This is a genomic window from Pectobacterium sp. A5351, assembly GCF_028335745.1.
GTDB lineage: Bacteria > Pseudomonadota > Gammaproteobacteria > Enterobacterales > Enterobacteriaceae > Pectobacterium.
The window spans coordinates 1,805,628-1,829,827 of sequence record NZ_CP116477.1 but is presented as its reverse complement, the minus strand read 5'-3'; the positions used below and the strand labels follow the sequence as shown (position 1 = coordinate 1,829,827).

General features: G+C 47.6%; 17 protein-coding genes and 1 pseudogene. 4 read left to right on the top strand and 14 right to left on the bottom strand.

The features are described from left to right. Positions 1 to 76: 76 nt before the first annotated feature. From O1Q74_RS08700 to O1Q74_RS08660, 9 genes and pseudogenes are all read right to left on the bottom strand, one after another. The gene (locus tag O1Q74_RS08700) at positions 77 to 340 is read right to left on the bottom strand and encodes a YebO family protein (RefSeq protein ID WP_271877923.1); all 264 of its coding nucleotides are present in this window, start codon (positions 338 to 340) and stop codon (positions 77 to 79) included. A 248-nt stretch (positions 341 to 588) separates the two neighbouring features. Further along, the gene (gene kdgR / locus O1Q74_RS08695) at positions 589 to 1,380 is read right to left on the bottom strand and encodes a DNA-binding transcriptional regulator KdgR (protein ID WP_271877922.1); all 792 of its coding nucleotides are present in this window, start codon (positions 1,378 to 1,380) and stop codon (positions 589 to 591) included. Between the two features lie 214 nt (positions 1,381 to 1,594). Further along, positions 1,595 to 2,761, bottom strand: coding sequence for an oligogalacturonate lyase (gene ogl, locus O1Q74_RS08690; RefSeq protein WP_225087956.1), 1,167 nt, complete (start codon positions 2,759 to 2,761; stop codon positions 1,595 to 1,597). 341 nt (positions 2,762 to 3,102) lie between these two features. Then, the gene (htpX, locus tag O1Q74_RS08685) at positions 3,103 to 3,984 is read right to left on the bottom strand and encodes a protease HtpX (protein ID WP_263059537.1); all 882 of its coding nucleotides are present in this window, start codon (positions 3,982 to 3,984) and stop codon (positions 3,103 to 3,105) included. 164 nt (positions 3,985 to 4,148) lie between these two features. Next, the gene (locus tag O1Q74_RS08680) at positions 4,149 to 4,997 is read right to left on the bottom strand and encodes a glycerophosphodiester phosphodiesterase family protein (RefSeq protein WP_271877921.1); all 849 of its coding nucleotides are present in this window, start codon (positions 4,995 to 4,997) and stop codon (positions 4,149 to 4,151) included. Positions 4,998 to 5,027: 30 nt separating this feature from the next. Then, the gene (gene ugpB, locus O1Q74_RS08675; protein WP_442953132.1) at positions 5,028 to 6,365 is read right to left on the bottom strand and encodes a sn-glycerol-3-phosphate ABC transporter substrate-binding protein UgpB; all 1,338 of its coding nucleotides are present in this window, start codon (positions 6,363 to 6,365) and stop codon (positions 5,028 to 5,030) included. A 285-nt stretch (positions 6,366 to 6,650) separates the two neighbouring features. Next, positions 6,651 to 7,853: pseudogene (locus O1Q74_RS08670) on the bottom strand (IS256 family transposase). Between the two features lie 80 nt (positions 7,854 to 7,933). Beyond that, positions 7,934 to 10,105, bottom strand: coding sequence for a sensor domain-containing phosphodiesterase (locus O1Q74_RS08665; RefSeq protein ID WP_271877920.1), 2,172 nt, complete (start codon positions 10,103 to 10,105; stop codon positions 7,934 to 7,936). Between the two features lie 394 nt (positions 10,106 to 10,499). Beyond that, a complete protein-coding gene (locus O1Q74_RS08660; RefSeq protein WP_271877919.1) occupies positions 10,500 to 10,757 on the bottom strand; it encodes a hypothetical protein in 258 nt (85 codons plus the stop codon). Between the two features lie 400 nt (positions 10,758 to 11,157). Here O1Q74_RS08660 and O1Q74_RS08655 point away from each other — a divergent pair, with 400 nt between their 5' ends. Beyond that, entirely contained in the window at positions 11,158 to 11,892 is a 735-nt protein-coding gene (locus tag O1Q74_RS08655; RefSeq protein ID WP_225087946.1) for an XRE family transcriptional regulator, read from the top strand. A 483-nt stretch (positions 11,893 to 12,375) separates the two neighbouring features. Then, positions 12,376 to 12,726, top strand: a complete 351-nt coding sequence (locus tag O1Q74_RS08650; protein ID WP_271877918.1) for a Mor transcription activator family protein — start codon at positions 12,376 to 12,378, stop codon at positions 12,724 to 12,726. Between the two features lie 317 nt (positions 12,727 to 13,043). Here O1Q74_RS08650 and O1Q74_RS08645 read toward each other — a convergent pair whose 3' ends face one another. From O1Q74_RS08645 to O1Q74_RS08625, 5 genes are all read right to left on the bottom strand, one after another. Beyond that, the gene (locus O1Q74_RS08645; protein ID WP_271877917.1) at positions 13,044 to 14,237 is read right to left on the bottom strand and encodes an IS4 family transposase; all 1,194 of its coding nucleotides are present in this window, start codon (positions 14,235 to 14,237) and stop codon (positions 13,044 to 13,046) included. 110 nt (positions 14,238 to 14,347) lie between these two features. Beyond that, the gene (gene hisD / locus O1Q74_RS08640; protein ID WP_271877916.1) at positions 14,348 to 15,742 is read right to left on the bottom strand and encodes a histidinol dehydrogenase; all 1,395 of its coding nucleotides are present in this window, start codon (positions 15,740 to 15,742) and stop codon (positions 14,348 to 14,350) included. Positions 15,743 to 15,995: 253 nt separating this feature from the next. Beyond that, positions 15,996 to 17,279 (bottom strand): MFS transporter, encoded by a 1,284-nt coding sequence (locus tag O1Q74_RS08635; protein WP_271877915.1) that lies wholly within the window; start codon positions 17,277 to 17,279, stop codon positions 15,996 to 15,998. 260 nt (positions 17,280 to 17,539) lie between these two features. After that, positions 17,540 to 18,700 carry an iron-containing alcohol dehydrogenase gene (locus tag O1Q74_RS08630; protein ID WP_271877914.1) on the bottom strand — a complete coding sequence of 387 codons (1,161 nt, stop codon included), beginning with the start codon at positions 18,698 to 18,700 and terminating at the stop codon, positions 17,540 to 17,542. Positions 18,701 to 18,762: 62 nt separating this feature from the next. After that, the gene (locus tag O1Q74_RS08625; protein ID WP_271877913.1) at positions 18,763 to 20,259 is read right to left on the bottom strand and encodes a CoA-acylating methylmalonate-semialdehyde dehydrogenase; all 1,497 of its coding nucleotides are present in this window, start codon (positions 20,257 to 20,259) and stop codon (positions 18,763 to 18,765) included. A 380-nt stretch (positions 20,260 to 20,639) separates the two neighbouring features. Between O1Q74_RS08625 and O1Q74_RS08620 the strand changes: the two genes are divergently transcribed. Further along, positions 20,640 to 22,202: a GMC family oxidoreductase gene (locus O1Q74_RS08620; protein WP_271877912.1), complete on the top strand. Its 1,563-nt coding sequence runs from the start codon at positions 20,640 to 20,642 to the stop codon at positions 22,200 to 22,202. An 87-nt stretch (positions 22,203 to 22,289) separates the two neighbouring features. Next, positions 22,290 to 24,101: a thiamine pyrophosphate-binding protein gene (locus O1Q74_RS08615; RefSeq protein ID WP_271877911.1), complete on the top strand. Its 1,812-nt coding sequence runs from the start codon at positions 22,290 to 22,292 to the stop codon at positions 24,099 to 24,101. Positions 24,102 to 24,200 lie beyond the last annotated feature (99 nt).

Here is a 24,200-nt window from a genome sequence, read left to right as displayed (position 1 = left end):
TAACCATGCTCGTTCACGAAGGATGACGCGAGCGGGCAAAGGATAGAGATTTAAACGCGATACCATGACGGTGCCATTAACGTTCAGGAATGACACTTTTAAACGTTAACTCCACATCATCACTCTCGAGATCGGCGGTAAGCGTTTCAGGTGTACTTTTCTCTGCATTCTGGGGCAGTAATTTTTTCAATAACGCTAACTGCTGGCGTTGCTGCTCTACAATCTCTTGCAGCAATTTCACTTGCTCATTCGCTCTGACGCTCGCCCGATTAACAAAAAACCAGATCAGCGCGGCCAGCAGCACAACCAGCAAGACAAAAACAACTTCTAATATGTTCACAACGACTCCACTTATAACCACTGATGACAGGTACCTGTGGGCTATCTTAACACCGTGACGTAGCCAAATTCGATACCCAACCCTATCCGTTCCATATCGTATTGATACGCATCGCTATGGTATTGGTAAAAAAACGTGGGGAACGTTTTTCAACGTCGCTTGCGACGGCCCGCTGGCTGGCGGCCGGGGGATGACACGCCATAAAAAAGCCTGTCGGTAAGGACAGGCTCAGGTATCAATAGCGAATATCAGAACGGGTAATCGTGGTAGCCCATTTGCTCAGAGATATTTCTGGCGGCAGTATGCAGTGTAGCCACATATTCGTGTTTGTTTTCTTCCGAAAAACGAATCGTCGGAAAAGAAATACTGAGGCCGGCAATCACAACGCCAAAGCGATCGAATACTGGCACAGCGATACAACGCAACCCTTCTTCCTGCTCTTCGTTATCTTCTCCGTAGCCTTGTCCGCGAACAACGTCTAATTGGTTGAGAAGATCTTCAGCAGTACATAGCGTGTGTGGCGTACTGCGAGTGAATTCAACTGTCGACAGAATCTCTTCTACTTCGCCACGATCGCGCCATGCCAACAGCACTTTACCGATTGCGGTACTGTGCAGCGGATTACGGCGACCAATACGAGAATACATCCGCAAGTTATACATCGAATCAATCTTGTGGATATAAACGATGCCGTCTTCATCCAACGCGCCAAGGTGGATCGTTTCCCGCGTTAGCGTAGACAACTCCCGCATCTGTATATCCGCACTGCGGATTAAATCGACGTTCTGCAATGCTTTTGCCCCAAGTTCAAACAACTTGAGCGTTAGCGAATATTTCTCTGATTCACCTTCCTGCGCGACATAGCCCAGGGATTTCATCGTCTGCAAGAAGCGGTAAACGGTACTCTTGGACATCATGACTCGCTGAGAAAGCTCGGTAATACCAATTTCTCTTTCTTCACCTAATGCCTGCAAAATACCAAAAACCTTTAAAACGGACGACACGGAATCGGGTTGTTTATCTAAATCTGCAATAGCCATTTTTGTGGTTACCCTACTCAGTTTTTTTTGTTTTAAAAAAAATAGAACAATGGTTTTAGTATAAAGGGAACGCTTTGATTATGGCAATGGAACAACAACGATAATCAAGTTAAGTTTGAGAAATAACCGCGTCAGAGAATTAATAAAATAATATGTAAGCAAATATTTTAAAATAATCCGCGTCATAAAATGTGACGCGGATTTATTAGTATTATTAGTTCCAGACTGAATCAGGAACCTTCGCCAGATACAGCGCAGGTTTGCCATCTACGTCAGAAGTAAACAGGACTTGTTTATTATCCGGTGTGAAAGAAGGATGCGGGTGAGTCACTTGACGATCACCTTCCAACACTTCCCAGGATGTATTGTGCTGTGCAATACGATGTTCTTTGCCCGTTTTCAGGTTGAAAACATACAGGAACGGATCGTTCTCGATTTTATAGCCGCCATCGTCCTGCACGTCGACCGGCGCATCGGAACCATCACCGACCAACAGCGTGCCATCATAGTTACTCATCAGGTGAGAACACGGCGGCATGACGCGCAGTTGACGATCTTCCAGCGTAACCGGATCGATGCTGCGGATATAGCGATTGCTGTCGTCTTTCAGGTAAGAGACGTAAATCATCGCTGAACCATCTGGTACCCAGAATTCGTGGGTGCAGCTTTCGCCTTCAGCATGCTCTTTCACTTTACGCATGTTGGTCCCATCTTCGTTGATGAACCACATACGGGCATCAACCAGGTCATGTGGGCCTTCGTGGCAGAAAGCCACGGTGTTGTCATCACCCGGACGGTAGATTGGGTGACCCAACCACTGGTTTTCCTGAAGGATAGTCTGCGCTTCGCCCGTAACCAAATCGACACGAATCAGGCGACAACAAGGGTTAGTGAAGTAGAATTCCTGGAATTTTTTCCAATCGGTCAGTGGTTTCCAGTCTTCTTTTTTGATCTCAATACCGACCATTTTGGTGCAATCGGAGTTGGCGACCCAGGTGCCGTAGCCAACCCAGTCGTCAGGCACCTGATAAATCGTTTTCTCTTCCAGCGTCTCCAGATCGACACGCATCAGATTACGGGTATTTTTAACGTAATACAGCGCATCGTCATTCGGGGACAGGAAACCGCCAAAGGTGTTGTCGCCTTTGCCTTCCGTCAGCTGCGTAGCGCTCTGCTCTTTTAAATCCAACAGATAGTAATTCCACGGGCCATCAAACGCCGCGCCAAACAGCAGCTTGCTGCCGTCATTGAAGAAGCACTTCTGGTAGAAATAGTTGCGGTGGCAGATAACATCGGGCGGGGTTAAACGCACAACTTCGGTGCCAGTTGCTGAATCCTGATAGGTATGAAACGTTAGGGGGATCTTGTTACCTTTGGCCATCCGTAAATCCTTAGAACTTATCATGAAGAATCTGACGCCACACGCGCATACTCTTCGATAACCTGACATTCCGACCGCCCGACAAGCGAGTTACCCCGACAGCGGTTGTTCAAAAATCAGGCCACCAATCTCACGCGAGACGCCTGTTATATCGGCATTATAGAAACAATGTTTCATTTTTCCGTGATCGTGATTTTATTTTATAAAACATTCTTCATGTTTTCACCACCTGTTTCAGATCTAATGAAAACACATGAACAGAGAAAGCGCGGGTTTGCCGGATCAATAAACGCAGAAATAACAAAGGCCCGAACGGGCCTTTGGGAAGAAAATATCGTGAATTACTTTAGATAATCGCCGGAACGCAGCGCTTCAATACGCTTATCCAACGGCGGGTGAGACATAAACAGTTCGCTGAAGGATTTCGATTTTCCGTTAATGCAGAAAGCCATCATGCTGCTCTCTTCCTGCGGTTCATAGCTGGTCTTCAGGCGTTGCAGTGCAGCGATCATTTTCTCACGCCCCACCAGCTTGGCTGAACCCGCATCCGCATGGAATTCACGGTAGCGTGAGAACCACATGGTGATGATGCTGGCAAGAATACCAAACACCAGTTCCAGCACGGTCGCAACAGCAAAATAAACCAGCGGGTTGCCGTTACTGCTTTCCCCTTCATCACGATTGCCGGACAGGAAACCGGAAACGACCTGAGCGATCAGACGAGAGATAAAGATAACGAAGGTGTTAACCACGCCCTGCACCAACGTCATGGTCACCATGTCGCCATTCGCAATGTGGCTAATTTCATGCGCAATAACCGCTTCCGCTTCGTCACGGCTCATGTTTTGCAGCAAACCGGTACTGACCGCCACCAGCGATGCATCACGACGAGCGCCCGTCGCAAAGGCATTGATGTCCGGCGCATGGTAGATAGCCACCTGCGGCATCGCGATCCCTGCCTGCTGTGACTGTGTACGAACGGTTTCCATCAGCCAACGTTCGGTTTCGTTACGTGGTTGTTCAATGACTTCACCGCCAACGGACCGTAACGCCATCCATTTAGACATCAGCAGTGAAACAAACGCACCGCCAAAGCCAAACAGCCCAGCCATAATCATTAAGCCCTGGACACTGCTGGACTGAATTCCCGTCAGGCTGAGTACCAGCCCGAAAACCAACATCACCGCCAGGTTGGTGATCAGGAAAAGCGCAATACGCATCATAAAGGTCTGATTTCCTCTCGCAGAAAGATAAAGTTTGCAACACATACATCGTATGGGTTGCCGTGGCATTTTCAAGCATTCTTAACTTTTCAGTTACTAAATCCACATAACTTTACACTTTTCAAAAGGAAAGCGGCGTCCTGCTTGATGCTAATCCTGATGCGTCAGCGTGACAGCGTTGACCGAAAATCGATAAACGCGTCGACGTGATCGACCTGTATCGCGCCCACCCCAGCCTGAATTAATGCTCCCCATACGGCGTCAGGGTCCGCTAAGGCGCGCGTGTCGCTATAGTCGAGAGAATGCGAGCAATCCAGCGTGTTCACCCAAATCCGCACCCCAAGCCGTTGAAACTCGGCATACGCTTCGGTCACCGCATCAATATGATCAAAATTGGCTTCAACAATCGCGATGCCAACATCATCAACCTGCCGTAGAATATCAACAGTTTTCCCCCGTTTGAGGTGAATCATCGGCATATAGGGTATCTGGGTACCCCGCGACGGCGATGTAATGGGAAAATGGGCAGAAGCAAGATCAACCGGGCTTTTCATGATCACCCCCGCACTCAGGCCTTTATCGCGAATATCGCGGGCGATCACACCAAATTCGTGCTCATGTTTAACATCCACATTGATGACAACTCTCCCTCGCGCCTCTTCGAGAATTTCATACAACAGCGGCACCTTTTCGTCACTCAATGGCCATGCCGAGCCGCCGTCACTCCCGCGCAAACGAGCCTGACGGACTTCCGCAAGCGTCATCTGGCTAATGCGACCTCGCATATCGCTCGTACGATCGAGCGTGTCATCATGAATCACGACAACGTGGCTATCTGCCGTCAATTGCGCATCAATCTCCACGATATCAATGCCCAGACGAATCGCCTCGCGCAGCGCCGCCAGCGAATTTTCCGGCGCCGATGCCCAAACGCCGCGATGCGCCACTGCCAAAACCGTCGCGTTTTGCGCCGCGATCACGTCCTGAGTCATACCTTTGTTTTGCTTTGTCATCAATCAAAAGCTCCAAATAAACGGGGAATATCACGAATGACGGGAAACCGACTGCGCGAAATGCTGCAACAGGAGATCGCCCCGCGAAACCACATTGTCCAGCGCCTGCTGTGGCGTTTCCTGCTCCGCCCAGACTTTTTCCAGCTCTTCATCCATGATGGTACGAATTTGTGGCATATTGCCCAAGCGGAACCCACGCGTATAAGACAGCGGCGGTTTATTGGTGAGCTGTTTCATAGCAACATCGCTGCCGGGGTATCTGGCATAAAAACCCTGCTCACGCGTGAGTTCGTAAGCAGGTTGTGTCACCGGCAGATAGCCCGTCATCTGGTGCCATTCAGCGGCATTCTCCGGCAGCGTCAGGAAATGCAGGAATTCAGCAATGCCTTGATAATGCGAGGTCGCTTTCCCTTTCATGACCCAGAGGCTTGCCCCGCCAATAAACGTATTCTGCGGCGCGCCGTTGGCCTCTTCGCTGTAAGGCAACATGCCAACACCGTAGTGGAATTTGGCATAGTTCTGAATCTTGCGTAGCCCGCCTGATGAGGTGGTCAATATGCCGCAGTCACCATTATAAAAGCGGGCGGTGCCTTCATCATTGCGGCCGAAGTAGCTGAATTCGTTCTTTTTCATCATCTCCGCAAGCTGGGCAATGTGTGCGACCTGCAACGGACCGTTCACCAACAGATGCGCATCAATGCCGTCGAAGCCATTGTTTTTCGTCGCGATCGGCAGTCCGTTCCACACGCTAAACGCTTCCAGTAATATCCAACCCTGCTGTCCTGCGTTCGTATAGCCGCACGCCATCCCACTCTGGCGCAGTCGCGCCGCATCGTACGCCAACTCATTCCAGGTCCGTGGCGGCTTATCAGGATCGAGCCCCGCCTTAATAAACGCATCTTTGTTGTAGTAGAGAACGGGGGTTGAGCTGTTAAACGGTTGGGAAATCAGATGCCCGGTCTGGCTGTCGCTGTAAAACAGCGCCACCGCGGGCAGAAAGGCTTTTTCGTCATTCTCGATACCGACCTGTTTGAACAGCTCGAACACCGGGATAATCGCCCCGCTGTGTATCATATTCGGCGTACCGACATCATAAACCTGCAAAATATCCGGTGCGTTACCGGTGCGATACGCAGCAATCCCCGCAGCCAGCGTCTGTTCATAGCTGCCTTTATAGATGGATTCAACATGATATATCGTCTGAGATTCATTAAATCGGTTAACCAACCGAATCAATTCCGTGTTCAGATTACTGTCCATGCCATGCCAAAACGTCAGTTCGACTGCGGCTCTGGCAGACAGCGGGACGAACAAGACCATATTTAACAACAGCAGAAAAACAGACGTGAACCTAAACCGAATCATCATGATGTTCTCTCCGGTACAATTTTTAGGAAAATATCGCGGCGTTGAGGAAAGCCTCGTTTGGGAAAACAAGTTTTAGGGAAACGCAGTGCTGGTAACGACGCTAGGGTTCGCCTGTGACACGTAGATGACTAGGTAAGTGATGAACTGTATCGCGATATTTCAGCGAGAAGAGAAGTTCAGTGGTAGAACCACCTCATAGCGGTGCGAAAAGTATGGAAGCCAGCGGAGGCTGGCTTTTGAGAAAAAGAGGGAGAGTGTTCAGAATTCTGTGTCACGTTAAAAATGCTACAGCGTCATCACATTATTTAGCCGTCCCTCAAAATAAATGGCTAACTGCGACAATGTCAAATTCCAGCTCTGGATGGGCATTGTCCATTTTTCCTGTGCGTTTATTAGCCCCAGATAAAGCAGTTTCAGCAGGCTGTTCTCATTTGGGAAAGCGCCTTTAGTCTTGGTCAGTTTCCTGAACTGACGATGCACCGATTCAATCGCGTTCGTGGTGTAAATGACCTTACGGATATTGGCCGGATAGCGGAAGTACGCTGACAGATTTTCCCATTTTCGCCGCCATGACTGGAGCACCACCGGATAGTGCTGACCCCATTTCGTCTCCAGCTCATCCAGCGCCGTTTCCGCGGCTTCTTTTGACACCGCACGATAAACCGGCTTCAGGTCAGCCATGAAGGCTTTATGGTGCTTTGAGGCCACGTATTTAATCGAGTTACGTATCTGGTGAATGACGCACAACTGCACCTCTGTCTGTGGATAAATGCTGTTTATCGCCTCGGGGAACCCAGTCAGCCCGTCTACGCAGGCAATCAGAATGTCTTCAACACCGCGATTTTGCAGGTCACTTAATACGGATAACCAGAAGTTAGCGCCTTCACTTTCCGACAGATACAGGCCCAGAACTTCTTTTTTGCCTTCCAGATTCAACGCCAGAACGGTATAAACAGCCTTGCTCTGGTAACGACCATCCTCACGGATTTTATAGTGAATGGCATCCAGCCAGACGAAGGGATAAACCTTCTCCAGCGGGCGCTGTTGCCACTGTTTTAGTTCAGGGATGACTTTATCGTTTACTGCACTGATGGTGGCGGTGGAAACACTGAATGCATATAAATCCTCAATCTCCCGGCTGATATCCTGATAACTCATTCCCAGAGCAAACAGGCGAATGAGCTTGCGTTCGATCTCGTCAGACAATGTAGTTTGATGCTTTTTGACTAACTGAGGCTCAAAAGAGCCATTACGATCGCGCGGGGTAGTCAGTTCAACGTTGCCAGTAGGCGCTTTGATGGTCTTTTTACCAGAGCCGTTTTTACGGTTGGCTTCAACATCCTGAGCCAGATGAGAGTCGAGTTCAGCAGCCAGAGCTGCTTCAGTTAACTGTTTGATTAAAATCGTTAAGATGCCATCCTTGCCCGTTAATGCCTAGCCGGACTGGAGTGCCTTAAGTGCTTTGTCGAAATCGAAGGGTTGGGACATGTGTCATTCCTTTTTGATTGTATATTACTGGAATGACACAGAATTTCTAACACTCCCAAAAGAGGTATAGCACAACCGTTTTACACGTCTATGGGCTTATTCAATTTCAGTAGCTGAGTAAATTCCTCCGTTGGTATCGGATGCCCAAACAGGTATCCCTGTGCTTCCTCACACCCTTTGCCCCGCAGTCGTTCGCTCTGTTCTAATGTTTCTACCCCTTCTGCAATCACGCCCAACCCAAAACTTTTCCCGAGATACAGGATCGCCCGGACAATCGCCGCATCCGGCGGCGATTCACACATCGTTCTGACAAAGGTCTGATCGATCTTCAAGCGAGTAACCGGGTAGTTTTTAAGCATACTGAGCGAGGCATAGCCGGTTCCATAGTCGTCAAAAGCAATACCGATTCCCGCTTCGCGCAGCGCCTTTAACGTTTGCAGCATATTTTCATCATAACGCAGGATGATATTTTCCGTGATTTCCAGTTCTAGCGAACCTGGCTGCAATCCTGTACGCGCAAGAATATCCATAATCTTTTGCGCCAGCATACCGGTACGAAACTGTGCGCTGAACAGATTAATGCTGATGCGAAAATAGCGATTACTCGCCCGACACCATTCCGCCGCCTGCTGACATGCTGTTTCGACGATCCAATCACCGACTCGCTCAGCCCACGGGCCATTTTCCAGTGCGGTAAGAAAAGCGGCGGGGCCAAGCAATCCTCTTTCCGGGTGACGCCAGCGCAGCAGCGCCTCTGCGCCAACAATCTCATTTGTCGCCAGTTTTACCTGTGGCTGATAGAACATCTCAAATTCATGCTGCTCGTAAGCCCGCACAAACTCTAGTTGGAAGGCATGTTTGGCCTGAAAGACTTCAAGCAGTTCGCGGGTAAAAAAGCGGTAACAGTTTCGACCTTCGGATTTCGCCTGATACAGCGCTAAATCCGCGCTAGTCAAAAGATCCTGTACGGTCAACCCGTATTCTGGGTACAGCACTGCTCCAATACTGGCACTAATATTGATTTGATGATCGTCAATAATCATCGCCTGAGAAATTTCATGAATAATTTGCTCAGCAATTTTTCCTGCGACTTTTTTATCATTTAGGCCGGGAAACAACAGCGCAAATTCATCCCCACCCATTCTCGCCACAACATCACCAGAGCGAACCGTAGCTTTTATTTTTTTGGCGACGTGCACCAGGATATTATCACCGCTGGAATGCCCTAGGCTGTCATTCACATCTTTAAACCCGTCCAGATCGACCATCATGATACAGACCGCGGGTTCATTCTTTAACGCCGTTTCCAGATTGGATGTCAGTAGCGTCCGGTTGGCCAAGCCAGTTAACGGATCCAGATGCGCCAGCAAAAACAGGCGTTCTTCATTGCGTCGTCGCTCTGTAATGTCGCGCAATATTGCGCCGTAACTCACATTATCATTGTCTTCCCACATCGAAACCGACAATTCAACCGGAACCAAATTACCGCTTTTGGCTTGTACATTCAGTTCCAGTGTCACGCCTTTCATCAGCGAATCACGATCGGCAACCAGGTGATTAAGCTGTACGACAAAGGCATCGGGTACGATAGTATTAATACTGCGACCAATAATTTCCTCGTCAGTATATTCCAGCATATGTTTCGCGGCGGCATTCCAGAAGGTGATCATCCCCTTCTCATTTACACACAGGATCGTATCCGGCGAGGTATTAGCAATATTCTCAAAACGAATCTGACTGGCTTTACGCGCCAGTTCCAAACGACGCATCTCCAGCTTGTCCATGACCAATGACGCCAGATCCTGCAGATTGTGCTCATCACGTTTGGTGAATGTGGCTCTAGGCTTCAAATCGATAATGCATAACGTACCGATGGCATGCCCGGACGGCGTACTTAAGGAAATGCCGGCATAGAAACGAATGTAAGGAACGCCCACAACCAGCGGGTTATTTTTAAAACGCGCATCTTTTAGGGCATCGTGCACCACCATGATCTTTTTCTTCAGGATCGTATGTGCACAAAAAGAGATATCGCGCGGTGTTTCGCAAAAAGGAACGCCTACGCTGGCGGCAAACAGTTGGCGCTCAGACTCGACCAACGACACCAAAACGATAGGCACACTGAAAATGTTAGCGGCCAGACTAATCAGGTTACTCAAATTCGGGTCAAATAATACGTTCTTAATTCCATACTCACGAAGAGCAGCAAGACGTTTGTCTTCATCTTTTTTGCTTACCGGGGCACGGCTCATGGGTTCCCCCCTCCCATCGTATTAATGTTCAAATTAGACAAAAATTTAGCTATAAATCCAAAATATTGCAGCAATGAGCACGATAAGAACAACAGGCCAGTGTGATCAAACCAACGCCCCTTCTCTTGCCTAGAACCATGACGCGTAGTGGCTAAGTGTTGAGTATGGCAAAAGATCCAGACTCTATCATCCCTTCGAATCATTAATAATAACAAGTGGAAGCATCAATTAAGATAATAGATGAAAAGCGAAATAGAAAGATACCGATGCACTCACAACGTTAAACGATGGGAACAAAAAAGAAAGGGCGCGGTTGGTATATTCAAATCTTAACGACTGGATAACGACAAAGTATTATCAAATTATTAACAGAATATAACCAACCAGGCAATCATCAAGCAGGGAAATAGGTTATTGAATGTTCAGGCGTGTCGTTTTTGGCTCGGATCACAACATCCCAAATTCCGGTATAAGGCACCGTTAAATACACTTCGTCTTCGGCATGGCGGCAAATAGAATCCTGCGTAACACTATTCTCTTCAGTCAATGCTTCCTGCTCACCATTGCTCATTTGCACTTCAAATGTATTTGCACACCGAACAATTACCGTATCACCACCAAACAGACTTAAACACGTGCGAATTACAGACATACATCCTCCGCGACACGCAATCATGCGCATGCTTAATGAAACGAATTTATTGGTTATATTTCCCATAACGGGATTTCCATAAGAGCAAAATACATATGGTCGGATTGTGATTTAGATCAAGTGACACACACGTTTAAAGCAAATCAGGGCGTGGAATAAGATGATACTATGACTGCCTGATACTTATTAGGATTTTTGATAGTCGAGCAATCGCACCTGCGTATGTCGACGTTATCTCATCGACCCAAACGGGTTTGCCGCCCTAGATAACAACTTAAATCGTTTTCAAAGTTGTACTTATGAGCAATTTTTACACACGCCGATGAAAGATAACTTTGGTTCTTTTAAACAAGATTAATACCCGCTTGATACGTGACAACCTAAGTTGTACATTAAACGGATGAAAACGACACTTGCAGAACGATTAAAGACCGCCAGAATCGCACAGGGGCTTAGCCAAAAAGCGCTTGGCGACATGATTGGCGTATCTCAGGCCGCCATACAGAAGATCGAGGTGGGGAAAGCGTCGCAGACAACCAAAATTGTTGAGCTTTCCAATGCACTACATGTTCGCCCTGAATGGTTGGCAAACGGCGAAGACCCAATGCGTAGCGACGGGGTAACTCGACCTGTCCAGGAATCGAGCATTCCTCCAAAATCAGAATGGGGCACCGTATCAGCTTGGGACAGCACGACAGAACTATCAGAGGACGAGGTGGAAGTGCCCTTTTTAAAGGATATTGAGTTTGCCTGCGGCGACGGACGCGTTCAAAGTGAGGATTACAACGGCTTTAAACTCCGTTTTTCTAAAGCTACGCTGCGTAAGGTTGGCGCAAATACGGATGGTTCGGGCGTGCTTTGTTTCCCGGCAGCAGGCGACAGTATGGAACCCATCATTCCTGATGGAACCACCGTCGCGGTTGATACCAACAACAAACGCATCATTGATGGAAAGCTCTACGCTATCGCTCAGGAAGGCGGTGGTAACGACAAGCTCAAGCGAATCAAGCAGCTCTACCGCAAACCTGGCGGCCTTCTCGTCATCCATAGCTTCAATCGTGAGGCTGACGAAGAAGCTTACGAATCAGAAGTCGAGATCATTGGCCGCGTGTTCTGGTATTCGGTACTGCTCTAGTTCCTATACTGGCAGTATCTCGTGCTATAGCCGTCTCTGTTTTCCTTTCACCAAGGCCGGTGGGCCGATGCGGACACCGGCTTTATGTTGGCGTTACCAATCGCCGCGTTACGAATAAACGTTGCGCCACTAAAAAACGTTTACCCTCACCCAGATAACCTTACCCACACGTAACAGTTTTATACAATCACCATGCTATTGTTTCATCAACCCTTGTTGATGTTGTGTTATTCATCCTGTCTATGTGTTCCTTTCCTGCCCTATGGCGGGATTTTTTTGCCCTTCATCTGGCCTCTTCTGCACGCAGCCCCGCAGGTTGTCATTTCTTTTTACAACCAAAAAAAACTCAAATTAAAACTAAAGATGTTGACACAAAAACAACTATAGTTTTAAATAACACATAGCAGCAGGGCAATCTCTGCAAAAACAACAACCCAGTATTCACGTCAGTAACAACACACAGGAATAACAATAAGGTGATTTATGACTGAACCACAATTTCGCAGTAAGGGTCCTGAACTTCTGGTCGAACTTTCTCAACACGTGGCCGATACAGTCAAAAACGTCACAGAGTTGGATCTGCAAACCGCCGAGCTGGTTGGTAATGCTGTAGCCAAACATATGATGACCGTATGGGGCGGACAAAACGTTTATTTCCCAATGGGAATATCCTGGCGCGCTTCTCAACGCGATCTTCAAATCTATGCAGAATTTGACGGACGCAATTACAGCGCCTTGGCTAAAAAATATAATGTCTCGCTGCAATGGATTTATAAAATTGTTAGAACAATGCGAAAAGAGGAATTACAGGCAAAGCAACACTCTCAGGCATAATTCAAAACTCATAAATTAACAACCAGATGGTAATTAAAGGAACATAATAAAAATAGATAATTGACTAACAGCGATAACCTCTGATTTTAATAACATACTACTTAATTCATTCGAATTGTGGCAAATGCAGCAAGGTATTCCTCTACGCTGACGTCATCCAACGTGCACAGTTTGAGGTATGAAAAAACAATTCAAAGATAACACCGTCTAGCAATTAATAGAATGGGTACATTTTTGTACCCATCCTCAGACTGCTGACAAAGTCCTGGCCTGTATTACCCCCCCTATCAGGCTGAGGGATCCCCACAAAATCATCGCTAATAAACCAGCACCATATTTCGGTAGGTGCTGGTGAGTTGGGCTAAAATACTCTCCAGCTTCACTCGCCTGATTATTCGCGGTGAATGCCGCAGTACATTTTCCGCCAGTGTCAAAAACGATATCACTCTTCGACTTTTAAGGCTGTTCGCCTGATAATGAAGATGAAGACCTTTATTTTCAAAATGATATCCTAATAACCAGAGAACAATTGATGCCAGTGTTGCCAGCAAACTCAGCACCCAAAGCCGCTCACCCGTTTTGCTTCCACAGGCGCGTAAGCCAAAGCCAAATCTCTCACTCTTTTCATCGCGAAAGTTTTGTTCAATCTGCATTCTCCTGCTGTAGAGTTTCATAATTTCATGGGGCTTGAATTCATCAGTACTGGTAAATAGCAGCCACGGCTCTTTAGCTGACGCACGCTGTTCTTTTTCTGTTGTGGGATGGCTCGGTTTCCCTTTGCGACGTTGGCTTTTTCGGCCTTTCGGCGCTTTTTTATAAAGATAAAAATGTCCGTTGCATTGCGCCTTTTTTGAACGCGCCAGCGTTCCGGCTCCCAGATATTCCGCGCGCGCCGTGCCAGTACAGTCTTTCACGTTCAGCCAGCGTTCCGGGCCATGATGAAGGCAAAATTTTACGTTTCCCCGGATGCGACCAATAAAGCCCCATCCCAGTGCTTTGATATGCCGAAACCATTCATTGTGGAAGCCCGCGTCGGTGATGAGGGTGACTTTCATTTGCGGGGCAATAGCACAGGCAAGCGCGTCAAGAAAGGCTTTCTGTATCAAAATATTGTTTTGCTTTTCTGACGGAACCACCTGACTCATCAAGGGGATAGCGCGGCCATCACAGACAAGGCTGGCACGCAGGACATGAAAAGCCTGAGAGGGATAGCCACTCCAGTCGACGGCAATAACACACCACGGCATGTTTTTGGTCATCATGGACGTAATCTGATTGAATATTTTCGGGATATCGTTATGAAGCGCAGTGTTTCCCAAAAGGCGGTCAACCCGTTTTATTTTATCTTTCACGCGAGCAGGGCCGGGTAAATAACGCCCGATGCAGGTGAGTGAAAGCGTGGCACCGCTTATCAACGCAGCGGTGGAATCAATAAGCGCATGTTGTCGATATTGATGTGTTGAAGCTAAAGCGTGACGGAAAAAAGTCTGGCATACTTTACGGACAGGCATAGGGTGATCTCATTGAATTTTTTGGCGAAAATCAGTAGATCATAAAACTCTATGCCTGTCTTGTTTTCTGGGGATTCCTCAGCCTATCAGGGTAGAGTTAGCGCATGAAATTATTCGGCATCAACCGCCTCGCCAAACGCCACATCGCGATGACCATAACGGCGGACGCGAATGTTAGCCTGCTCAGCATGACCTGTAAATTTCTCCAGAACACAAAGACGCGAACAGTAAGCGCCAACCATTGCTGAAGCCTCATCCGTCAAAATACGCTGGTAAGTACAGGTTTTCAGGAATTTACCCACCCATAGCCCCCCAGTATAACGTGCAGCACGGGAAGTCGGCAGCGTATGGTTCGTGCCAATGACTTTATCGCCATAAGCGACATTGGTTCGAGGCCCTAAAAAAAGTGCGCCGTAATTCTGTAAATTGTTAAGGAAATAGTCTGGATCCTTAGTCATGACCTGGACATGCTCAGACGCAACACGATTGGCTTCCACCACCATTTCTTCATCACTTTCACAAATAATTATTTCACCGTAGTTTTCCCAGGCTTTGCGTGCGATTTCTGCCGTATCCAGCTTGCCGAGCAAACGTTCAATTTGCTTAAGTGTCTCTTCTCCGAGTTTACGCGAGGTTGTGATCAGCACAGCCGGAGAAGTCGGCCCATGCTCTGCCTGACCCAGTAGATCGGTAGCAACAAGCTCACCATCAACGGTATCATCGGCAATAACCAACGTTTCTGTTGGGCCTGCAATCAGGTCAATGCCAATTTTTCCGAAAAGTTGACGCTTGGCTTCAGCAACATAGGCATTGCCGGGTCCAACAATCATGTCAACTTCAGGGAACTCACCAACACCCAGCGCCATTGCCGCAATCGCCTGTACACCGCCAATGCAATAAATTTCATCGGCGCCCGCCAACGCAATCGCCGCAATAACAGGGGCGCTCGGTTTACCCGCATAAGGTGGTGATACGGCAATGACACGCTTCGCACCTGCCACTTTAGCGGTAACGACACTCATGTGCGCAGAGGCCAGGAGGGGATATTTTCCGCTCGGGATATAGCAGCCAACGGTTTCTACGGGAACATTTTTATGGCCCAAAATGACGCCAGGCAACGTTTCAACTTCGATATCCTTCATGGAATCGCGTTGGTGTTGTGCGAAGTTACGCACTTGTTGTTGCGCAAATTTAATATCATCAATTTGCTGGGAAGTTAATTCTGCCAGACAAGCATCAATCTCTTCCTGACTAAGGCGAAAACTTTTTGGCGCCAATTTATCAAATTTCAGAGAATACTCTCGGAGAGCTTCTTCACCACGTGCGGTTATATCCGCAATCATATTTTCGACAGTACGGCGAACCTGGGTGATATCAGCTTCACCAGCATGTTGAGTTGTAGAAGACTTCAGATAATATGACATTAAAATTCCTTCTCTCTTACAGACAGGTTTGTTTGTGTCTTCAACAGAATCGTCAATGTCTTGGTTCTGAGAAATCTGCATCAGACTATTCATAGTCGGAGTATCATTCGTCTCGCTTCGTCAGACAATTTCGCAGCCGAACAACAAGTGACGCACTGTGACGCACGTCTGAAATCATCAGGTCTTATTCATTAAGAAAACGAACGTCTGCTGGTAACAGACTGTCATTAACCATAACTAACAATCCATATCAGATTTAACGTAATAATCACTCCCATACAGTGCTAAAAAAAACAATATGACAACCCGATAATTCAATCGTAAAAATATTGACTTAACATTCCTTCTTAACCTGAGTAAACCTCTTCATTTCCTTTGTTTTTCTATCGCTCATCAACATTGGGCCAAATATGGTTAACAATGCCATCAACGCTGCGGGAAATAACATCAACCAGGAAAGACTGAAATACCCTACAACCGCAGTAATAGTAATAGGACCAACTAACATACCTGTATAACCAATACAATTAACAATCCCGATGTTACGACCTGCATTTTCCGTATCCTTACGCCCTGCGCTAGATAACATCAGAGGCGTAATACATGCTAATCCCAATCCAGTTAATGCAAGCCCGATAATACCAATGAATGCAGAATTACCGATAGAAACCAGTAACAGACCAATAACTGATGTGACCCCACTCCAGAATACCATTTGTGGTGCGCCTAGTTTTTCCGCCAGACGATCACCCACGAGTCGACCAAAACACTCCGCGCCAATAAACACAGAGACAGCAACCCCCGCTAGTGAAACGCTAGCGTCCAGTTCACGACGCACAAACTCCTGCCCCCAATCCCATACGGCCCCTTCACTCACCATTCCAGCCAGAAGCACAACACCAAATCCCACCATCAATATGACAACTTTTTTAGGCTGCATCTGTTGGTGCGTACGCGTTGCCGAAGCCACCATAAAATTTTGGCTATCAGTATCCGGCGGCACATCATCTTTATCTAACATCCAGTGAGTAATGAATAACCCGACAACAAATAAACCAAGCCCCATGACCGTAAAAGTAAACGCAGGATCTTCAGGATTAAATCCGATAAGCCAGCTACAAATCATTCCTGCAATAAAACCACCGAATGAAAAGAAAGCATGAAAGGCAGACATAATTGAGCGTTGATAAAAACGTTCAACCTGTACACCATGAGTATTTAATGCGGTATCAATCGTGCCACGAAAAAAACCATATAACGAAGCAAAAATTAGCGCAAAATAGAAACCATCAACATAGCCTAATGGAATTATGGATAAGGGATAGAGGATCGTCGTTGCACCTACAACTTTCTTAGCCCCCCATTTATCAATAAATTTACCAATAATAAAACACCCAATAGCGCCACCTGCACCTAACCCAAGCGTAATCATACCAAATGCAATATCGCCTTGCGCATCTACTAATCCCACTTTCGTCCGGAAACTGCTAACCCCGGTCGACCATACATATAACATAGCTCCCATTAGCATGAAGCCAATAAATGTTGCTATTCTCGCTTTTTTAATTCGATCCGTTACCCATTTATCATCTCGTGTTTTTTTATTAGAAAAAGACATCCATCCACTCCCCTTGTTATCAGCGATTTATGCTAATTGGTGTTTAAAAAAACTAAATAAGATAATTTGAGTATTAACCGCTAATAGCGGCATCGACAAGTTCGCAGTCTACTAACAAGCGACGCACAGTGACGCGAAAATAACTTCGCCGCACCAACACAGTGCGGCGAACGAAAAGAATAGCTATTCTTCTTTAGCAACAATATCGAGCCAAGATGAGTGTTCAGACAAGGAAATGACCACGCCAGAACGTTGAGCCACTACAACCACAACTTTTTATATAGTCCGACAAGCTCATCGACATCTGGCACACGAGGATTATTGCCGGGAGAACCTGAAGCCAATGCTTGTTTGGCCATCGTTTCTATCGATTTCTCAAAGAATTGACGTTTAACGCCAAACTCTTCAAGAGTAGGAACAGACAGTTCGTTATTCAGCAGTCGTAGAAAAGTGAGCAATTTCTCATTTGCCACCGAATCAGCATCGTTCACTTCGGCAATACCAATAGCACGGGCACAGTCGGCGTAACGCTCCACCGCATATGACAACGAATATTCTGTGACAGTAGGTAACAGCATTGCATTGGATAACCCATGCGGAACATGAAAGAAAGCACCAATGGGTCGGCTCATTCCATGCACTAAAGCAACAGAGGCGTTTGAAAAGGCAATACCAGCCAACGTTGCGCCAATCATCATTGCCTCACGGGCTTCGACATCCTGACCGTTAGCATAAACCCGCCGCAGATTAGGTCCAATCAGCTTCATAGCAGCGATAGCCTGACTATCGCTGTAAGGATTGGCTTTACGACTCACGTAAGCTTCCATCGCGTGCGTTAAAGCGTCAATCCCAGTATCCGCAGTGGTTCGCGCTGGTAAGCTCAACGTCAGGGTATAATCCACCAGTGCAGCGATAGGCATGAAACCAATACCTGAACAGAGCAATTTCTCATCATTGGTTTCATCAGTGATAATGGTGAACCGAGTGACTTCAGAGCCCGTGCCCGCCGTTGTCGGGATCGCGATGATCGGCAGTCCAGCTTCATTCACCTGCCTTGGGAAACGATAATCGCGGATCTGACCACCGTATTTGCCAAGAATGGCAATCGCTTTAGCACTATCTATGGGGCTACCGCCGCCCAACGCGACAATAGCATCAAAATCCCCCTGACGGACAATTTGCACGCCAGCTTCTATCGATTTCGCCGTAGGTTCTGGCACCGTATCATCGAACACCTGACTGGTGATGTTATGGTTTAAGAGTAAGCTGACAAGCCGCTCCACCAGCCCCAACTTTACCATGACCTTATCGGTAACAATCAATGGTCGCTGGCAGCCCAACATTTTCAAAACGTCAGGGAGTTTTTCACTGGAATGTGCACCAACTTCCATAATCCGAGGAAGAATTGCCTGTACTGACATAGTTAACCTCTTAGGTCGTCCGGTTAGGATGGGGGAGATGACCTCCCCCGGAAAAGTCTCAATCAGCTATTGCTAGGGAAGGAAAACTGGGCCGCTTCATGGCTCTTTCTCGCAGGCCAGCGCTGAGTGATCGTTTTACGACGTGTATAAAAACGAACGCCATCCGGACCATAGGCATGCAAATCACCAAACAGTGAGCGCTTCCACCCGCCAAAGCTGTGATAAGCAACAGGGACAGGAAGCGGAATATTCACGCCGACCATACCAACTTCAACCTCGGTACAGAAAAGGCGCGCCGCTTCACCATCCCGAGTGAAAATAGCAGTGCCGTTACCATACTCGTGGTCATTAATAAGTTGCACAGCATCTTCAAGACTGTTAACTCTGACAATACACAGCACAGGGCCAAAGATTTCATCCTGATAAATACGCATATCGGTTTTAACGTGGTCAAACAGGCAACCGCCAACGAAAAAACCGTTTTCGCCATCGGATACAGATAAATCGCGCCCGTCAACAACCAGTCTGGCACCAGCCGCCACACCAGAGTCTACATATCCTTTCACTTTTTCAAGGTGCGCACGTGTCACCAGAGGCCCCATGTCTAATCCGCTTTGCGTACCTGGACCGATTTTTAATGCATTAATTTTAGGTGAAATTTTATCTACCAATGCATCAGCAATCTCATCACCCACACAAACAGCTACGGAGATCGCCATACAACGCTCACCACAGGAGCCGTATGCTGCCCCCATCAATGCATTGACGGTATTATCCAAATCACAATCAGGCATTAACACTGCGTGATTTTTCGCACCACCGAGTGCCTGCACGCGTTTGCCACGGCGCGTTCCCTCACTATAAATATACTCAGCGATAGGAGTGGAGCCCACAAAGCTGATCCCTTTCACATCAGGGGAGAAAAGCAGTGCGTCAACCGCTTCTTTGTCTCCGTTGACGACATTGATAACGCCTTCAGGCAACCCCGCCTGATGCAATAATTGAGCAATGAGCAGCGTTGAGCTGGGGTCGCGTTCTGAGGGTTTGAGAACGAATGTGTTACCGCAAACAATCGCTAATGGGTACATCCACAGCGGCACCATCGCCGGGAAGTTAAACGGAGTAATGCCGGCAACGACACCGACAGGCTCAAAATCGCTCCAGCTATCAATATTGGGGCCAGCATTACGATTAAATTCGCCCTTCAGCAATTCCGGCGCGCCACAGGCAAACTCTACGTTTTCAATACCGCGTTTTAACTCACCTGCGGCATCTTCCAGCGTTTTACCGTGTTCCTCACTGATAAGACGAACAATTTCCGATTCATTCTCTTCCAACAACTGTTTGAATCGAAACATGACCTGAGCACGCTTGGACGGCGGTGTATTCCGCCATTGTGGAAAAGCGTGCTTCGCAGCGGTAATAGCCTCTTGCACTGTTTCCATACTCGCCAGTTCGACCTGACGGATAACGTCCCCTGTTGATGGATTGTACACATCAGTACAGCGTCCATTCTGAGAGAGAACTTTACCATTGATAAAATGATTGACCGTATTCATACCGTTATTCTCTTTTTGACCTGTAGGTGAGGAGGAATAGTGTCCGGATATCATGTAACAACCGGTTAACGTCGAATGAGTATCGTTCTGTCATAACGCCAGAAACAACTTCGCAAATCATTCACAACTGACGCAGAGTGACGCACGTTTTTTTCCTGATCCCCCATTCTTCCTGTAACGATAAGGTTTACAACGGGAAGTGCGTCATGGTGCGTCATCTTTCGGCTATGTTGCGAAATTGAGACAATCAACAATTGCGCAAATACTCAAATTCAATTGCTGGCAAAGTATTTATAAACGGTAGATTAAAATAGTCAGATAAATAACCAGATAGCAGAAACGGCACAATAAATGCAAAGCGATGTAGAGGTGAGGCAATAATGTCGAATCAATTACCAGAAGTCATCATCATTGGAAGTGGAGTAGGCGGAGGAATGACAGCACGTCGTCTCGCTGAAAATGGTATCAATGTGCTCATTATTGAACGTGGAGATTGGGTTGCAAAGGAGAAGGATAACTGGAACGTCGCCTCTGTGTTTTTCGACAAAAAATACACAGCCCATGACAGTTGGCTAGATGCGTCAGGCGATACCTTTCGACCCAGCATTTATTACAACGTAGGAGGTTGCACAAAATTCTACGGCGGTTCCATGATCCGTTTTCGGGAACGGGATTTTGAAGAATTAGTGCATGAAGGCGGAGTGTCTCCCGCATGGCCTATCAGCTACTCCGATATTGAACCATATTATACGGAAGCGGAAAGAATCTTTAATGTCCACGGCAATGATGAAAATGATGTTACCGCACCGTGGCGTAGCGCACCGTATCCGCAACCCGCATTGGTAACAGAACCGATTATCGCCAGAATGGCATCTAAAATGGAGCAGTTTGGGGCCCGTTCATCAGCACTGCCGTTAGCCATCAACTATGGCTCAGAAGGCAATTGTATTCGCTGTAAAACTTGTGACGGCTTTCCCTGCAAGATTGACGCGAAATATGATGCAGAAACCGCGCTCGTTGCGCCTGCCTTGAAAACCGGACATGTCAGTTTGATGACGAATACGCTGGCCAAACGGTTGCTACTGTCAGAAGACGGGAAAACGGTCACAGGCGTTGAAATAGAACAGGACGGGCAGACTCGAGTGCTTAGCGCGAAACTGATTATTGTGTCCTGCGGTGCCATTAATAGTACCGCGTTGCTGCTGCGCTCAGCGTGTCCGGTAGCCCCCAACGGGGTAGCCAATAGTTCTGACGTCGTGGGCCGCAACTATATGGCGCATAACCAGACCGCGCTGATGGGGTTATCTTTAGAGGAGAATAATACTGTCTTTCAGAAGACGCTGGCGATGAATGAGTATTACTTCAACGCACCTGACTACCCCTACCCTCTGGGACATGTACAGATGTTAGGCAAGCTTCAGGGCGGAATGCTATCAGCAAATGTTCCTTTTCTGCCGAAGATCGTTGGGAGCACGATGGCCAAACACAGCGTCGACTGGATTGCATTTTCGGAAGATCTTCCTGATCCAAACAGCCGTATTCAGTTAAAAGATGGCCAGATCCAAATGTCGATCACCCGTAATAACCTGCACGCACACCGTAAACTGGTAAAAAAATTCGCCTCGTTACTGCGTGCAAGCGGCTACCCAATTGTACTGACGAAACCGTTATTGAAACATTCTACCTCGCACCAATGTGGCACGATTAAATTCGGCCATGATCCCCAAAACAGTGCATTGGATATTTATTGTCGCAGCCATGACCATCATAACCTGTTTGTCATCGATGCGTCGTTTATGCCTTCTTCAGCAGCGGTTAATCCGGCATTAACCATTGCCGCTCAGGCTATCCGTTCAGCGGAGCATATTCTTGAGCATGAATTCGGAATACAGCCGGTAGTTAAACGCACAAAGACCAGGGAAACAGAAACGGTTGCTTTTTAGTGACTTTATACTCATTGAGTTTTAAGCGATTGCGAAAGGCTTTGCAGTGCAGGGCATCTCAATCTTAGGTGATAACAGGAGCAAGTAATGACTGATAAAAAACAGAAAATGACCGGCGGCCAGATTGTTGTCGAATATCTGATCCGTGAGAAAGTGCCTTATGTTTTCGGTATCCCTGGCCATGGTAATACCGCCCTGCTGGATGCGTTCGTTGACCGTAAGGATGAAATAACGGTCGTCCCCGCCATGCACGAACAAGGTGCCTCTCATATGGCGGATGGTTACTACCGTGCTACCGGTCAGATTGCCGCCGTTTGTTCGTCTATCGGCCCTGGTGCAACCAATACACTCACAGGTGTGGCGACGGCGTTTGCTGATTCTATCCCACAGCTTCTCATCACGGGTGGAGTGCATACTTATATGCACGGCAAAGGTGTCTTACAAGAACTTGACCGTCCGCATGGTGATAACTTCCCCCGTATGGCAGAGCCTGTTGTAAAACGCTGGTGGCAGCCAAATTCGATTGCCCAAATTCCAGATGTCATGACCAAAGCATTCAACGTCATGCTAGAAGGTCGCCGCGGTCCTGCACTTATTAACTTGCCACAAGATTTACAGGCAGACGCCGCGGAAGTTACGTTGCCACCACCGCAAAGTTTCCGCGCACATGGCCGCTTGCATGGTGACCCAACTGACATTGCCGCAGCAGCGAAATTACTCCTTTCCGCCAAACGGCCGGTTATCATTGCAGGCGGTGGTGTCATTGCCGCGAATGCCAGTGACGATCTTGTGGCGATTGCCGAGCATGTGGGGGCTGCAGTAACCAATACCTTCATGGGTAAAGGGTCAATTCCTGAGGATCACGAACTGTATGCCTGGCCGTGCGGCGATCTGGGTTCAATCCCCGGTAACGCGATGACGCGTGAAGCTGATGTTATTCTTGCTGTAGGTTGTCGTTTTAGTGACCGAATCACATCGTCGTACATCCCTGGATTAACCTTTGACATCCCCAAAACCAAACTGATCCAGATAGATATTGATGGTTTTGAAATCGGGAAAAACTACCCGACAGAAGTGGGCATCGTTGGCGATGCCGGCCCTATTTTGGCTGCACTTCTGCAAGATCTCAAAGGTACCTCCGAACCCGCTGATTACCACAATTCAGACATGTTCAAGCGCCTGCAGAGCCTCAAAGCCGAATGGGAAACACACTTAAAACCATTGCGTACCTGTAACCATTCCCCCATGGCCGTTTCACAAGTGTTAGTGGAAGCGCGTAAAGTTCTTCCGCGCAATACCATCGTGGTGACTGACTCCTCTAATCCGCAAAACCAGGTATTCAATGAGTTTCCCGTGTATGGTCCTAAACAGCACATCACCCCAGGTGGCTTCTCTGGTATTGGGTTCGCCGTTCCAGCAGCCATCGGTGCCAAGCTAGGTGTCCCTGCCGATCAACCCGTCGTCGCGATTTGTGGTGATGGTGCCTTCCTGCAAACTGGTCAGGAGCTGGCAACTGCCGTGATGATGGGTGTCCCTGCTATTTTCTTAATCATCAACAACGGTGGTTGGGGGGCTATTCGTAATCTGCAGCTAAACATGTTTGGTGAAGATCGTGAGCTAATTACTGGATTCTGTACACCAGATGGCAAGCCATACTCCGCTCAAATCGCTAATTTCGCGAAATCACTTGGTGCAGAAGCTGAAACGGTTTCTGACCCTCAGGAAATCGGTGCTGCAGTACAACGTGCTCTGGACTCTGGCAAACCGTACCTGATTGAAGCCATTTGCTCTATCGAACGTCCGTATAGCAATATGCATCCAACCAGTTGGTGGGATATCACCGTACCAGCTTACCTCGGTGAGAATCGCGACGAATATGTGAAACAACGCGGTTTCTAAATAGTATCGCAACTAGCCCCTTTTCTCTATCGGTTCAGATAAAAGGGGCAACTGAGGGGACTAACAGTGGATTGATGCGGCAACGTTTACTGGCCAGAG